Source organism: Amphibiibacter pelophylacis, assembly GCF_037688875.1.
GTDB classification, from domain to species: domain Bacteria; phylum Pseudomonadota; class Gammaproteobacteria; order Burkholderiales; family Burkholderiaceae_C; genus Amphibiibacter; species Amphibiibacter pelophylacis.
Genome location: NZ_JAWDIE010000003.1, coordinates 59393 through 72366, shown reverse-complemented (window position 1 = coordinate 72366; position 12974 = coordinate 59393). Strand labels below are relative to the sequence as shown.

The window sequence follows — 12974 nt, the reverse complement described above, 5'->3', positions numbered from 1 at the left end:
GGCGGTTTACATGCCCGGCAACATGCCGCGCATGCCGCCCATGCGCTTGAGCATTTTCATCATGCCGCCGCCCTTCATTTTCTTCATCATGTCGCGCATCTGCTCGAACTGCTTGAGCAGCTTGTTGACCTCCTGCACGTGCACGCCCGCTCCGGCGGCGATGCGGCGCTTGCGGCTGGCCTTGATGAGATCGGGCTTCGTGCGCTCCAGCGGCGTCATCGACAGGATGACGGCCTCCATGCGGCGCACGTCGCGCTCGGCCTTGTCCATGTCCAGATTCCCGGCCTTGCTGGCGAGCTGCGCGGGCAGCTTGTCCATCAGGCTGGACAGGCCGCCCATGTTCTTCATCTGACCGAGCTGGCTGAGGAAATCGTTCAGATCAAAGCTCTCGCCCGATTTGACCTTGGCCGCCAGCTTCTGCGCGGCGGCCACGTCCACGTTCTGCTGCACGCTCTCGACCAGCGAAACGATGTCGCCCATGCCCAGCACGCGTCCGGCGTGGCGATCCGGGTCGAAGGCCTCCAGACCGTCGATTTTCTCGGAGACGCCCGCGAACTTGATCGGCGTCTGCGTCACCTGCTGCACCGACAGCGCCGCGCCGCCGCGCGAATCGCCGTCCAGCTTGGTCAGCACGATGCCGGTCAGCGGCAGCACGTCCTTGAAGGCGCGCGCGGTGTTCATCGCGTCCTGGCCCTGCATGGCGTCGACCACGAAGAGCGTCTCAGTGGGGCGCACGGCGGCGTGCAGGTCGCGAATCTCGGCCATCAGCGCCTCGTCGATGGCCAGGCGCCCGGCGGTATCGACAATCAGCACGTCAAAGTACTGGCGACGGCACTGGTCCAGCGCGGCCAGGGCGATGTCCACCGGCTTCTGGTCGGGCCGGGCCGGGAAGCACTCGCCGCCCGCCTGAGCGGTCACGGTGCGCAGCTGGTCCATGGCCGCCGGGCGGTAGACGTCGGTCGAGACGGTGAGGACTTTCTTCTTTTTCTTCTCGATCAGCCAGCGCGTCAGCTTGGCCGTGGTCGTGGTTTTGCCCGCGCCCTGCAGACCGGCCATCAGGATGACCATGGGCGGGTTGGCGGGGAAGTGCAGCTCCTGCTGGCCCTCGCCCATGGTGCGCGCCAGCTCTTTGTGGACGATGGACACCAGCACCTGGCCGGGGTTGAGCGAGCCCACAACCTCCTGGCCCAGCGCCTTTTCCTTCACGCGGGCGATGAAATCGCGCACCACGGGCAGCGCGACGTCGGCCTCGAGCAGCGCCATGCGCACCTCGCGCATCATGTCCGCGACGTTGGTTTCGGTGATACGCGCCTGACCGCGCATGGTTTTGACCAGCCTGGACAGGCGGTCGGACAGGTTGGAGGCCATGGTGGCTTTCGCGAAAAATCAGAAAAAGAGACCGGACAAGCCTGTCCAGGGGGCGCCCCGCAGGGACACAGGTCGCCGGAGTAAACTTGGCCCATGATTCTAGCGAACCCCAACGCCTGGCCGTCGAGCGCCCACGTCCTCGCCCTGGTGGCCTGGCTGGCCGCCGGGGTCGCGCTGCTGGCTTACCTGCGCGCCAGCCGCTCCGTCCAGCCCTTGCCTGCTGCACACGCTGCGCCCGATGCGGCCCCCGCCCAGCCCGTGCGCGACCGCGTGCTGCTGCTGGCCTGGCTGATGCACGGCCTGCTGCTGGCCTTTGATCTGACCGGCCTGCGCGAGCTGCAGCCGGGGCCGCACTTCGGTTTCGGGTCTGTGCTCTCCGCCACGGTGTGGCTGGTGCTGCTGGTGCACCTGATGGAAGGCCTGGGTTCGCCCTGGCAGACGCTGCGCCAGCCGCTGGCCCTGCTGGGCCTGGCCGGGGTAATGCTGGCGCTGCTTTTCCCGGGCGAATACCAGGCCAGCGCGGCCAATATCTGGGCCCCTCTGCACTGGCTGATGGGCGTGTGCGCCTACGCCCTGGTGGCGGTGGCGGTGGTTCACGCCGTGCTGCTGGGTCGCGCCGAGCGCGCGCTGCGCCACGGCCACCCGCCGCCCTGGCTGCGCGGCATGCCGCTGCTGCGGCTGGAGCGGCTGACCTTCCGCTTCGTCCAGGCGGGCTGTGCCGTGCTGGCTTTGGCCATCGTGCTGGGCGCGGTCTCGGGCCCGGACTGGGCGTGGACGCACAAGACGGTGTTCTCGCTGCTGTCCTGGGCCGTTCTGGCCGTGCTGCTGCTGGGCCGCTGGCGCCAGGGCTGGCGCGGCGCCACTGCCCGGCGCTGGCTGTACGCCTCGGCCCTGCTGCTGCTGCTGGCTTATGCCGGATCGCGCTTCGTGCTGGAAGTGCTGCTGGGGCGGGGGCCGGTGTGAGCGATCCTGATTGCGCTGGGCGGCGCTGTCCGCTTCAGACTCTTTTGCCCGCCGCCATGGCGGCACGCGCCGCCTGAACCAGAAAACCGCTGCGCGTGGCCCCCTGCGACCGGGCGTATTCGTCGATCCGGCCCAGCAGCAGTCTGGGCACGGTGATGTTGATTTTTTCAGCCGGTCCCAGGTACTTTTCCACCGGAACATCGACGACCGCCCACACGCCGTTCGCGTAATCCGGATTGGCCTGATGCTGCGCAATAGGCGCCCTGGCCGGAATATCCGAGCCATCTTCGATCAGCGTTTCGACATGAAGATCAATGGCTTCCTGCACACTGGCGAGCGCATCATCCAGGTCATCTCCTGCTGAAAAACACCCCGGAAGATCGGGAACACACACGCCGTAGCGCAGGCCATCGTCCGAGTGCAGAACAACTGTGAATTTCATGGTGGCCACCTGATTGGTTTACTTGCGCCAGCCCGCCTGGCGCTGGATGCTGTATAGCGTGGGTGTCGGGATATCGCCATCCGGATGTTTGACCGTCACGAGACCCGGGCGGACAGGGTGTCTGAAACCATAAAGAGCATGCCCCGATTTGCCCCGCGTCACAGCCTCTGCTAGTGTCGCGGCTGATTCTGACGACGGCCGACAGGCCCGCACACCATGACTTCTTCTCCCCTGAATCCTCCGCACACGGACGCCGCCTTCCTCGCGGCCCTGCCCACATTGCCCAAGGTGCTGCTGCACGAGCATCTGGACGGCGGGCTGCGGCCCGACACGCTGTGGGCGCTGTGCCAGCAGGCCGATATTGCCGTGCCCTGCGACGGCCCCGAAGCGCTGGGCGCCTGGATGGCGGCCAACGCCGATTCGGGCAGCCTGCTGGAGTATCTGAAGGGCTTTGATCTGACGGTGCGCGCCATGGCGACCGTGCCCGCCGCCGAGCGCGTGGCTTTCGAGGCCGCCGAGGACGCCCGTCTGGAGGGCTGCGTGCTGGCCGAGTTTCGCATGGCGCCCTCGCTGCTGGTGGGCCCGGATCTGGACGCCGCCGATGCCGCCCGTGCGTTGATGCGCGGCCTGAAGGCCAGTGCGCTGCCGACGGGGTTCATTTTCTGCGCCATGCGCCACGAAAGCGCCTGGATGACGCTGGAGATGGCGCGCACCGCCATTGCGCTGCGCGACGAGGGCTGGCCCGTCGTCGCTTTCGACCTGGCGGGCCCCGAGCGCGGTCACCCGGCGCACAAGCACGCCGGGGCGCTGGCGCTGTGCCGCGAGGCAGGTCTGGCGCTGACCTTGCACGCGGGCGAGGCCGACAGCGGCGACCGCGTGCTCGAAGCCGGTCAGCAGGGCGCCCGGCGCATCGGCCATGGCATTCATGTCATGCATGCACTGGAGCCCCTGCAGCAGACCGCCTGGCTGCAGCAGGCCCGGGCCATGGGCCTGCACTTCGAGGTCTGCCCCAGCAGCAATGTGCACACCGGCGCCGTGCCCCGTCTGGAGCAGCACCCGCTGCCCGCCATGCTGCAGGCGGGTCTGTCCGCGTCGGTGAACACCGACAACCGGCTGATGTCGCGCGTGACGCTCACCGACGAGCTGCGCACCGCCCACACCCGCCTGGGCCTGAGCCCGGCGCAGCTGCGCGGGATGACGCTGGCTGCCGCGCAGGCGTCTTTTGTCGATGCGGCTGTGCGCGACGCCGCCGTCCAGGCTGTCGAGCAGGGCTGGTCGGCCTGGGCCTGATCAACCCGGCCGTCAGCCTGCACCAGGCCTGCCGTGCCTAGAATGCGCCGGTGGTACACGGGCCAGCAGGACGCTGGTGGGGAGCACCGGCATGATCGTCATCCTTGAAGCGGCCCGAGCCGGGCTACTGCAGCGCAGGCATTGGGGCGCCAACCTGGTCGCCGGGGTGATTGTCGGGGTGGTGGCGCTGCCGCTGTCCATGGCCTTTGCCATCGCCTCGGGCGCCAAGCCCGAGCAGGGCCTTTACACCGCCATCGTGGCGGGTCTGGCGGTGTCGCTGCTGGGCGGCAGCCGGTTGCAGATCGCCGGGCCGACCGGCGCTTTCATCGTCATTCTGGCGGACATTACGGCGCGCTACGGCATCGCCGGGCTGCAGGTGGCCACGCTGATGGCCGGGGTGATGCTGCTGCTGATGGGGCTGGCGCGCTTTGGCGCGGTGATCCGCTTTATTCCGGCGCCGGTCATCACGGGCTTTACCACGGGCATCGCCATCATCATCTGGGTGGGGCAGTGGAAGGAGTTTTTCGGGCTGCCCGCCGTCAGCGGCGGTCATTTTCACGAGAAGTTCTGGCACCTGCTGCAGTCGTTGCCGCAGTTTCATGTGACGACCACGCTGCTGGCCCTGATGTCGCTGGCCTTGGTGATTTTCTCGAAAAAAATCCCGGGCATGGCGCGCGTGCCCGGGCCTTTGGTGGCGCTGGTGGTGGCCACGATTGCTCAGGGTATTTTTCAGTTTCAGGGCGTGAACACGATTGGTTCGGCGTTTGGCGAGCTCCCGTCCGGCCTGCCCACGCTGCAGTGGCCGGAGATGACTTTCGCGCGCCTGGTCGAGCTCATCGGCCCGGCCTTCACCATCGCCATGCTGGGCGCCATCGAGTCGCTGCTGTCGGCGGTGGTGGCTGACGGCATGGCGGGCACGCGCCACGATTCCAACCAGGAGTTGATCGGGCAGGGCGTGGCCAACGTGCTCTCGCCGCTGTTTGGCGGCTTTGCGGCCACGGGCGCGATCGCGCGCACGGCGACCAACATCCGCAATGGCGGAACCAGCCCGCTGGCGGGTGTGGTGCATGCGCTGACACTGGTGGCGGTGCTGCTTTTTCTGGCGCCGCTGGCCAAAAACGTGCCGCTGGCGGCGCTGGCGGCCATTCTTTTCGTCGTGGCCTGGAATATGTCCGAGCTGCCGCACCTGGTCCACCTGCTGCGCCACGCGCCGCGCGCCGACATCGTCATCCTGCTGGTGACTCTGGCGCTGACGGTGTTTGCGGATCTGGTCATCGCGGTGAACATTGGCGTGATCCTGGCCAGCTTCCATTTTCTGCGGCGCATGGCGGCCAGCATGGAGGTGCGTCAGGCCAGCGCCGAGGAAATCGGTCAGCAGGCCGGGCTGGATGCGGGCCAGGCGCTGCCCGAAGGCCTGCTGGTCTTCAACGTGGATGGCCCCTTCTTTTTTGGCGCTGCCGACAACTTCCGACGCGCGCTGGAATCGGCGCTGGTGACACCCAAAGTGCTGATCCTGCGCCTGCGCTGGGTGCCATACATCGACGCGACGGGGCTGGAAACACTCGCCGGGGTCATCCGCAGCTTTCAGGCCAAAGGCGTGCGGGTGATGCTGTCGGGTGCCAGTGAGCGCGTGCAGGCGCGGCTGAAACGCGGTGGCATTCTGAAACTGGTGGGCGAGAGCAACCACTTTGCCGCTTTCGAGCAGGCGCTACAAGCCTGCCGCGCCATGCCGCGCAGCGACGAGGCCTCCGGCCCGGCCAGCGTGCTGGGCTGATCAGAAGGCGTGAATGCGCAGGCCCAGCGGGTCGTCGTTCTCGCTGCGCCAGCGTCTGGCGCGCATGGCGCGGGCGATGTCGGCGCGGCCCATGTCCCAGCGCGTGCGCACGGTGTGCTGGCTGAAATCGATGTCCTTGAACTGGGTGTCGCCAGGCAGCGCGTCCATGGTCAGGTGAACAATGTCGGTGCTGTGGCGGCAGGCCTGGCCCAGCAGCTCGCGCATCGCCGGATCCATCACCACCTCGTCGGGCAGGTGCTCGGCCAGGCGCGCCAGGCCCCGGCGCAGCGACTGCAGCTGCTGGTACTGGCGCAGCTGCTCGCAGGTGCGGCTGGCGAACTGGATGTCTTTGGCGCGGCGCAGCGTCTGCGCCAGGTTGACAGGCGCCTCTTCCTTGGCGTCCCACAGGTCGACCAGGAAGCACAGGGTGTTGTTGCGCGCCGGGTCTTCCAGAAGGATGTCCAGCGGCGAGTTGGAGTAAATTCCGCCGTCCCAGTACAGCTCGCCCTCGACGGCCACAGGCGGAAAGCCCGGCGGCAGCGCACCGCTGGCCATGATGTGCTCGGGGCCGATGCGCGTGTGGCGGCTGTCGAACTGCGCAGGCTGGCCCGTGCGGATGTTGACGGCGGTCACCGTCAGGCGCGGCGCCTGCGGGCTGTTGAGCCAGTCAAAATCCACCAGCTCCAGCAGCGTTTCGCGCAGCGGCGAGGTGTCGTAAACGCCCACCTGTTCGGGTGGCAGATCGGGGTTGAAGATGAATGGCGACAGCGTTGCCAGATGGCTGGACGTCTGCGTGCCGGGCACAAAAAAGCCGGGCACGCCGCGCGCCATGGTGACCAGCGCCTGGCGCGTGGCCTGTAGCTGCTGCTCGGGCGTGGCGCCGCCTGCGTCCGGCGCGGGTGACGGGGCCTGCGCTGTCGCGGGAAGATCCAGGAACTGCGACCAGGCGCTGCCCCAGGACTGCGCCCAGCGCGTCCAGGGGTTGTCGCTCAGGCTCTCGATGTCGGGCTGGCTGACGCGATCCCAGAAGGCGTGCAGGCGCTCAAGGCGCTGCTGGGGCGGGTTGCCCGCGACCAGCGCCGCGTTGATCGCGCCGATGGACGTGCCCACCACCCAGTCGATCTCACGGCCGCGCGCCTCCAGCGCGGGCAGCAGACCTTCCAGCACGCCGCCCTGGTAGGCGCCCAGGGCGCCGCCGCCCTGCAGGATGACGACGGTTTCGTCCTGCGGCACCGGGCAGACGGCATCCAGCAGGTCACTGACCGTATCGGCGCTTTCGGGGGCGGCGTTTTCAGGTGCGGCGGTGGCAGGGGCAGTCATCAGCCGTAGTTCTTTTCAGCGAAAGACCAGTTGACCAGGCTGCTGAGGAAAGTCTCGACGAACTTGGGACGCGCGTTGCGGTAGTCAATGTAGTAGGCGTGTTCCCACACGTCGACCGTCAGCAGGGCGGTGTCACCGGTGGTCAGTGGGGTGCCCGCCGCGCCGGTGTTGACGATGTCCACGCTGCCATCGGCCTTCTTGACCAGCCAGGTCCAGCCGCTGCCGAAGTTGCCCACGGCGCTCTTGGCGAAGGCTTCCTTGAAGGCGTCGTAGCTGCCCCACTTGGCATTGATGGCTGCCGCCAGCGCACCGCTGGGCTGGCCGCCGCCCTGGGGCTTCATGCAGTTCCAGAAGAAGGTGTGGTTCCAGATTTGCGCGGCGTTGTTGTAGATGCCGCCGCTGGATTTGCGCACGACGTCTTCCAGCGCCATCTCTTCAAACTCGGTGCCCTTTTGCAGGTTGTTCAGGTTGACCACGTAGGCGTTGTGGTGCTTGCCGTGGTGGTACTCCAGCGTTTCCTGCGAGTAGTGCGGGGCCAGCGCGTCGATGGCGTAAGGCAGGGCGGGCAGGGTGCGTTCCATGGTCTATCCTTGGTGTTTGGTGGTGAATTTGATTGTTGTCAATCAGGCGCTGGCGATTGTGCCACGCAGCGCCTGAGCCTGCTGGAGACGCCCGGATGACCCAAAACCCAAGCCGAAGCACCTTGGCCGAACGACTGCAGCGCGCCACCATTGAGGGCGCCAGCTGCTGGCTGATGAAATCCGAGCCCGACGAGGTCGGCATCCAGCACCTGGAGGCACAGCCGCAGGCGGCCTTTCCCTGGTTTGGCGTGCGCAATTACCAGGCGCGCAACTTCATCCGCGACGCCATGCGCGAGGGCGATCTGGCGCTGTTCTGGCATTCGTCGTGCCCGCAGCCCGGCATTGCGGGGCTGTGCGAGATCATCTCGCCTGCGGTTCCTGACCCGACGCAGTTCGATCCGGCCAGCCCGTACTTTGATGCGGCCAGCCGCCCGGACGCGCCGCGCTGGCTGCAGCGCGACGTGCGCTTTGTGGCGCGCACCCGCCTGGTCGCCCCGGCGGAACTGCGCGCGCACCCGGCGCTGCAGGGTCTGCGCGTGCTGGCGCGCGGCAACCGGCTGTCGGTGATGCCCGTCGAGTCCGCCCACTGGGCGGTGATCACGCAGGAGATTCTGGCCCTGGCCTGAAGCGCCGCAGTCGCTGAAACTGAAGCGTCAGGGCATGGGCACGACGCGCACCAGCGCCATGCTCAGGTTGTCGCCCCGGCCGTTGGCGCGGGTGCGGGCCTTGGTCATCAACAGCTCGGCAGCGGCACGCGGCGCCAGGGCGGTCAGGACGCGGGCGAACTCTTCGGGCTTGTAGTAATGCCACAAGCCGTCGCTGCAGACCAGCACGCAGTCGCCCACGGCAAGCTGCGCCGTGCTGGACGTCTGCGGCGGCTCGTGCTGGGTGCCCAGACAGCCGACCAGCAGGTTGGCCTGCGGGTGGGCTGCGGCTTCGGCCAGCGGCACGCGGCCCTCGTCAACCAGCTGCTGCACGTAGGAATGATCTTTGGTGCAGCTGAGCATTTTCCCGTCGCGGAAGTGGTAGACGCGGCTGTCGCCCGCGTGCGCGATGCTCAGGGTCAGGTCGGGTTCGATGATGCAGCCGGCAAAGGTGCTGTGCGGTTCTTCCTCGGACGTGATGGCCGTCAGGCGGATCATCAGGTGCGATTCGCTGACCATCTGCAGCAGGATGCTGGTGGCCTTGTCCTGACCGACGACGAAGCGGTCGAAAATCTGCCGCGAGGTCATGATGACCTGCTCGGACGCCTTGCGCCCGCCGCTTTTGCCGCCCATGCCGTCGGCCAGCAGCAGCGCCAGGCAGCCGTTGACGCGGTGGTGCGGCACCATTTCGACCTGATCCTGCTGGTATTCGCGGTCGCCCTGGTTGATGGCGGTGACGATCTCCAGCCGGTGGCCTTTTTTCGAGGCTTGGGCGGCTGGGGCAGGCGTGGCAGGGGGCGCGGCGAGGGTCTGGCTCATGGTTGTCTAGCTTAGCCCAAAGCCCCGTGGTGCGGACAGGGATGGTCGTTCGAACAGGGCCTGATTCCCCGGGCATCTGCGGCCCACATGCAGGCACAATGCGGGCCTGAAAGGGCAGGGCATGCAAGGCACGGACAGCGCAAAGGTTGAGGGCAGCGGCGGCGGGGGCGACCTGGCGGCGCAGGTGGCGCATGTGTTTGCGCCCGGCGGCACGCTGTCGCTGGCGGCCCATCTGGGCGGCGTGACCTACCAGCCGCGCCCCGGCCAGCAGGACATGGCGCAGGCGGTGTCGCAGGCCATCGCAGCCAGCGACACGCTGCTGGTTGAAGCCGGTACGGGCGTGGGCAAGACCTACGGCTATCTGGTGCCGGTGATGCTGTCCGGGCGCCGCGCCCTGATCAGCACAGCGACCAAAAGCCTGCAGGACCAGCTTTTCGCCCGCGATATTCCGCGCCTGCGGGATCTTTTGGGCGTGCCGGTGCAGGTGGCGCTGCTCAAGGGCCGGGCCAACTATCTGTGCCAGGAGCATCTGGCCCAGCTGCAGGACGGCCCCGACATGCCGCTGGCGGTCTGGGAGCAGAAACTGCTGGAGCGCATCACCCGCTGGGCCAGCCGCACCATGGACGGTGATCTGTCGCACATGCCGGGCATCGAGCAGGCGGTGCAGTTGCGCGCCCGCGTCACCTCGACCCGCGAGAGCTGCCTGGGCGCCGATTGTCCGCACGCGAAGGATTGCTTCGTCAACCGCGCCCGGCGCAACGCCATGGACGCTGACGTGGTCGTCATCAATCACCACCTGTTTTTTGCCGATGCGGCGCTGCGCGAGACCGGCTTTGCCGAGCTGCTGCCCAGTGTGGAAACCGTGGTTTTCGACGAGGCCCACCAGCTCATCGACGTGGGCGTGGCGTTTCTGGGCGTGCAGTTCAGCACCGCGCAGGTGCTGGAGCTGGCCCGCGAGGCCCACCCCGTGGCCGCGTTGCACGCCAAAGGCCTGCAGCCCTGGGACGAGCTGCTGCTGGCGCTGGAACGCAGCGCCGCCGCTTTCGCCGACCGCGCTTTTGCCCGTCTGGCCGAAATGGGCCACGACGTCACGCGCCTGCCCACGCGCCAGGAGCAGCCGCTGCGCATCCCGGCCGACACGCTGGACTGGGCCGAGCTGGACTGGTCCTGGGCGCAGGATTTCCAGCGCTGGCAGGCGGCGCTGCAGTCGGTGCGCGAGATCAGCCCCGACATCGACGCCCTGATCGAGCGCGGCAACGAGCTGCTGGCCCGCGTGCAGACGCTGGCCCAGCCGCTGCCGCTGGACCACGTGCGCTGGCTGGAGGTCGGCCAGCAGCTGCGCTGGCTGCAGTCTCCGCTGGACATCCGCGACCTGCTGGCGCAGCAGCGGGCGCTGGGGCCGCGCGCCTGGGTCTACACCTCGGCGACGCTGGGGAACGAGCCCCAGTTGCGCTGGTTCTCGCACGCCGCCGGGCTGGAGTGGGCGCAGCGCCTGGTGGTGCCCAGCCCCTTCGATTACCCCAAAAACGCCCGCCTGTGGGTGCCCTCGCACCTGGCGCTGCCGGGCGATCCGGCGCACACCGACAGCGTGGCGCGCATGGGCGCCCACCTGGCGCACCGCTTGGGCGGACGCACCTTTGTGCTGGTGACCTCGCTGCGCGCCATGCGCCAGATCGGCGAGCTGCTGCGCACCACGCTGGCCGAACTGCGCGCCACGCAGGCCGCGCTGGACCCGGGCGGGCCGCTGGCGCCGCCGCTCACCGTCTGGGTCCAGGGCGAACAGCCCAAATCGGCGCTGGTCGAAGGCTTTCTGCAGGGCCGCGCGGTGCTGGTGGGTTCGCACACCTTCTGGGAGGGCGTGGACGTGCCCGGCGAAGCGCTGCAGTGCGTGGTCATCGACAAGCTGCCGTTCAATCCGCCGGACGACCCGATTTTCCGGGCGCGCGAGCGCCGCGTCACCGAATCAGGCGGCAATGCCTTCGCGCAACTGCAGCTCGTGGATGCGGCGATTGCGCTCAAGCAGGGCGCGGGGCGGCTGATCCGCACCGAAACCGATCGTGGTCTGCTGGTCATCGCCGATGTGCGTCTGGTGCAGAAATCGTATGGCCGCCAGTTGCTGGGCGCGCTGCCGCCCATGACGCGGCTGCAGCGCTGGCCCGAGGTGCAGCAGTGGCTGGCCGATCTGGCCGGTGTGGCCTCAGCCGAAGGGGCCGCCCATGCCGGGTGATGGCCGCACGCCGCAGCTCGACGCGCTGCGCGGCCTGGCCGTGCTGTGGATGGTGGCGTTTCACTTCAGCTTTGATCTGAACTGGCTGGGCTTCATCCGGCCGCCGTTCAACTTCTACACCGACCCGATCTGGACGCTGCAGCGCGTGGCCATCGTCAGCCTGTTTCTGCTGTGCTCGGGCGCGGCGGTGGCGCTGGGCGATGCCACGCAGCGCGGGGCGGGGCGCTTCTGGCGGCGCTGGGCGCAGATTGCGGGCAGTGCGGCGCTGGTCAGCCTGGGCTCGTGGGCGATTTTTCCGGGCAGCTGGATCAGCTTTGGCGTGCTGCACGCGGTGGCGGCGATGCTGCTGATCCAGCGTGGGCTGCGCGCGGTGCTGCTGCGCTGGGGCGGCCCGGCTGGCAGGGCGCTGGCCGCGCAGCCGCTGCTGTGGCTGGCTCTGGCGGCGGCTGTGCTGGCGCTGTGGCTGGGCGTGCAGCACCCGTGGTTTGACACGCGCTGGACCAATCCCCTGGGCCTTGTGACGCACAAGCCCATCACGGAAGATTACGTGCCGCTGGCCCCGTGGCTGGCGCCCTTTTTCATCGGGTATGCTTGCGCGCAGGCGCTGCAGCGGCGCCCGGGCTGGGTGCGGCAACTGCGCCATTGTCCGGCCGGACCGGCTGGCCTGCGCTGGCTGGGTTCGCACACGCTGAGCATTTATCTGCTGCACCAGCCGCTGCTGCTGGGCGGCCTGTGGGCTCTGCGCCATTGGGTCGGAGTCTGAAGAAAGGAAACGGCCATGGCTGGCACGCGCATTCTGTTCGGTTTTCATGCGGTGACGGTCCGCCTCAAGGTGGCTCCGGCCACGGTGGGCGCGCTGTATGTGCAGCCCGAGCGCCACGACGGCCGCATGCGCCAGCTGCTGCAGCGCGCCGAGGCCGCGGGCCTGACTGTGCAGCACGCCGATGCCACGCGCCTGCGCCAGCTCGCGGGCAATGACCGCCACCAGGGCGTGGTCGCGCAGGTGCAGGAGCTGCCACGTCAGCACAGCCTGGACGCGGTGCTGGACGAGGTGGAAGGCCCACCGCTTCTGCTGGTGCTGGACGGCGTGACCGATCCGCACAATATGGGCGCCTGCCTGCGCGTGGCCGATGGGGCGGGCGCGCACGCGGTCGTCGTGCCCAAGGACCACGCGGTCGGCCTGAACGCCACGGTGTCCAAGGTGGCCAGCGGCGCGGCCGAGGTCATGCCCTTCCTGATGGTGACCAACCTGGCGCGCAGCCTGACCGAGCTGAAAGAGCGCGACATCCGCATCATCGGCACCAGCGACGATGCGCCCGATTCGCTCTACGACATCGACCTGTCCGGCCCGGTGGCCTGGGTGCTGGGCGCCGAAGGCCCGGGCATGCGTCAGCTCACGCGCAAAACCTGCGACCATCTGGTCCACATTCCCATGCGCGGCACGGTAGACAGCCTCAACGTGTCTGTCGCCGCCGGCATCTGCCTCTACGAAACCCTGCGCCAGCGCAAGCCAGCTGGCTGAATCCCTGACCTGTCCGGAGCTTTT

Annotated in this window: 12 protein-coding genes; 7 read left to right on the top strand and 5 right to left on the bottom strand. The window is 68.2% G+C overall.

Going from position 1 to position 12974, the window contains the following annotated elements; genetic code table 11:
* Positions 1-6 precede the first annotated feature (6 nt).
* Positions 7-1368 carry a signal recognition particle protein gene (ffh, locus tag RV045_RS02550; protein ID WP_423234192.1) on the bottom strand — a complete coding sequence of 454 codons (1362 nt, stop codon included), beginning with the start codon at positions 1366-1368 and terminating at the stop codon, positions 7-9.
* A 93-nt stretch (positions 1369-1461) separates the two neighbouring features.
* On the opposite strand from ffh, the gene RV045_RS02545 reads away from it, so the two are divergent.
* Positions 1462-2331: a cytochrome C assembly family protein gene (locus RV045_RS02545; protein WP_423234191.1), complete on the top strand. Its 870-nt coding sequence runs from the start codon at positions 1462-1464 to the stop codon at positions 2329-2331.
* Between the two features lie 34 nt (positions 2332-2365).
* On the opposite strand, the gene RV045_RS02540 is transcribed toward RV045_RS02545, so the two are convergent.
* The gene (locus tag RV045_RS02540; protein WP_423234326.1) at positions 2366-2773 is read right to left on the bottom strand and encodes a type II toxin-antitoxin system HicB family antitoxin; all 408 of its coding nucleotides are present in this window, start codon (positions 2771-2773) and stop codon (positions 2366-2368) included.
* A 216-nt stretch (positions 2774-2989) separates the two neighbouring features.
* Here RV045_RS02540 and RV045_RS02535 point away from each other — a divergent pair, with 216 nt between their 5' ends.
* Both RV045_RS02535 and RV045_RS02530 read left to right on the top strand, forming a co-directional pair.
* Positions 2990-4063 (top strand): adenosine deaminase family protein, encoded by a 1074-nt coding sequence (locus RV045_RS02535; protein WP_423234190.1) that lies wholly within the window; start codon positions 2990-2992, stop codon positions 4061-4063.
* A gap of 91 nt (positions 4064-4154) precedes the next feature.
* Positions 4155-5837: a SulP family inorganic anion transporter gene (locus RV045_RS02530; protein ID WP_423234189.1), complete on the top strand. Its 1683-nt coding sequence runs from the start codon at positions 4155-4157 to the stop codon at positions 5835-5837.
* Here RV045_RS02530 and RV045_RS02525 read toward each other — a convergent pair whose 3' ends face one another.
* Together RV045_RS02525 and RV045_RS02520 are read right to left on the bottom strand one after the other, a co-directional pair.
* Positions 5838-7157 carry a patatin-like phospholipase family protein gene (locus tag RV045_RS02525; RefSeq protein ID WP_423234188.1) on the bottom strand — a complete coding sequence of 440 codons (1320 nt, stop codon included), beginning with the start codon at positions 7155-7157 and terminating at the stop codon, positions 5838-5840.
* On the bottom strand, positions 7157-7738 hold the full coding sequence (locus RV045_RS02520) for a superoxide dismutase (protein ID WP_423234187.1): 582 nt from the start codon (positions 7736-7738) through the stop codon (positions 7157-7159). Before RV045_RS02520 ends, RV045_RS02525 begins: the two co-directional genes overlap by 1 nt.
* Positions 7739-7911: 173 nt before the next feature.
* On the opposite strand from RV045_RS02520, the gene RV045_RS02515 reads away from it, so the two are divergent.
* Positions 7912-8364 carry an EVE domain-containing protein gene (locus tag RV045_RS02515; protein WP_423234325.1) on the top strand — a complete coding sequence of 151 codons (453 nt, stop codon included), beginning with the start codon at positions 7912-7914 and terminating at the stop codon, positions 8362-8364.
* Between the two features lie 27 nt (positions 8365-8391).
* Here RV045_RS02515 and RV045_RS02510 read toward each other — a convergent pair whose 3' ends face one another.
* Positions 8392-9201 (bottom strand): PP2C family protein-serine/threonine phosphatase, encoded by an 810-nt coding sequence (locus tag RV045_RS02510; RefSeq protein ID WP_423234186.1) that lies wholly within the window; start codon positions 9199-9201, stop codon positions 8392-8394.
* Positions 9202-9322: 121 nt separating this feature from the next.
* Here RV045_RS02510 and yoaA point away from each other — a divergent pair, with 121 nt between their 5' ends.
* From yoaA to rlmB, 3 genes are read left to right on the top strand one after another with little or no spacing between them, the layout of a single operon-like run.
* Positions 9323-11428, top strand: a complete 2106-nt coding sequence (yoaA, locus tag RV045_RS02505; protein ID WP_423234185.1) for a DNA repair helicase YoaA — start codon at positions 9323-9325, stop codon at positions 11426-11428.
* A complete protein-coding gene (locus RV045_RS02500) occupies positions 11418-12191 on the top strand; it encodes a heparan-alpha-glucosaminide N-acetyltransferase (RefSeq protein ID WP_423234184.1) in 774 nt (257 codons plus the stop codon). Before yoaA ends, RV045_RS02500 begins: the two co-directional genes overlap by 11 nt.
* Before the next feature lie 15 nt (positions 12192-12206).
* The gene (rlmB, locus tag RV045_RS02495) at positions 12207-12950 is read left to right on the top strand and encodes a 23S rRNA (guanosine(2251)-2'-O)-methyltransferase RlmB (protein WP_423234183.1); all 744 of its coding nucleotides are present in this window, start codon (positions 12207-12209) and stop codon (positions 12948-12950) included.
* The last annotated feature ends 24 nt before the right edge of the window (positions 12951-12974 follow it).

Coding starts and splice junctions, on each gene's coding strand:
- RV045_RS02535 (WP_423234190.1), top strand. CDS start 2,990: ATGACTTCTTCTCCCCTGAATCCTCCGCACACGGACGCCGCCTTCCTC.
- RV045_RS02545 (WP_423234191.1), top strand. CDS start 1,462: ATGATTCTAGCGAACCCCAACGCCTGGCCGTCGAGCGCCCACGTCCTC.
- ffh (WP_423234192.1), bottom strand. CDS start 1,368: ATGGCCTCCAACCTGTCCGACCGCCTGTCCAGGCTGGTCAAAACCATG.
- RV045_RS02520 (WP_423234187.1), bottom strand. CDS start 7,738: ATGGAACGCACCCTGCCCGCCCTGCCTTACGCCATCGACGCGCTGGCC.
- rlmB (WP_423234183.1), top strand. CDS start 12,207: ATGGCTGGCACGCGCATTCTGTTCGGTTTTCATGCGGTGACGGTCCGC.
- RV045_RS02530 (WP_423234189.1), top strand. CDS start 4,155: ATGATCGTCATCCTTGAAGCGGCCCGAGCCGGGCTACTGCAGCGCAGG.
- RV045_RS02540 (WP_423234326.1), bottom strand. CDS start 2,773: ATGAAATTCACAGTTGTTCTGCACTCGGACGATGGCCTGCGCTACGGC.
- RV045_RS02515 (WP_423234325.1), top strand. CDS start 7,912: ATGAAATCCGAGCCCGACGAGGTCGGCATCCAGCACCTGGAGGCACAG.
- yoaA (WP_423234185.1), top strand. CDS start 9,323: ATGCAAGGCACGGACAGCGCAAAGGTTGAGGGCAGCGGCGGCGGGGGC.
- RV045_RS02500 (WP_423234184.1), top strand. CDS start 11,418: ATGCCGGGTGATGGCCGCACGCCGCAGCTCGACGCGCTGCGCGGCCTG.
- RV045_RS02525 (WP_423234188.1), bottom strand. CDS start 7,157: ATGACTGCCCCTGCCACCGCCGCACCTGAAAACGCCGCCCCCGAAAGC.
- RV045_RS02510 (WP_423234186.1), bottom strand. CDS start 9,201: ATGAGCCAGACCCTCGCCGCGCCCCCTGCCACGCCTGCCCCAGCCGCC.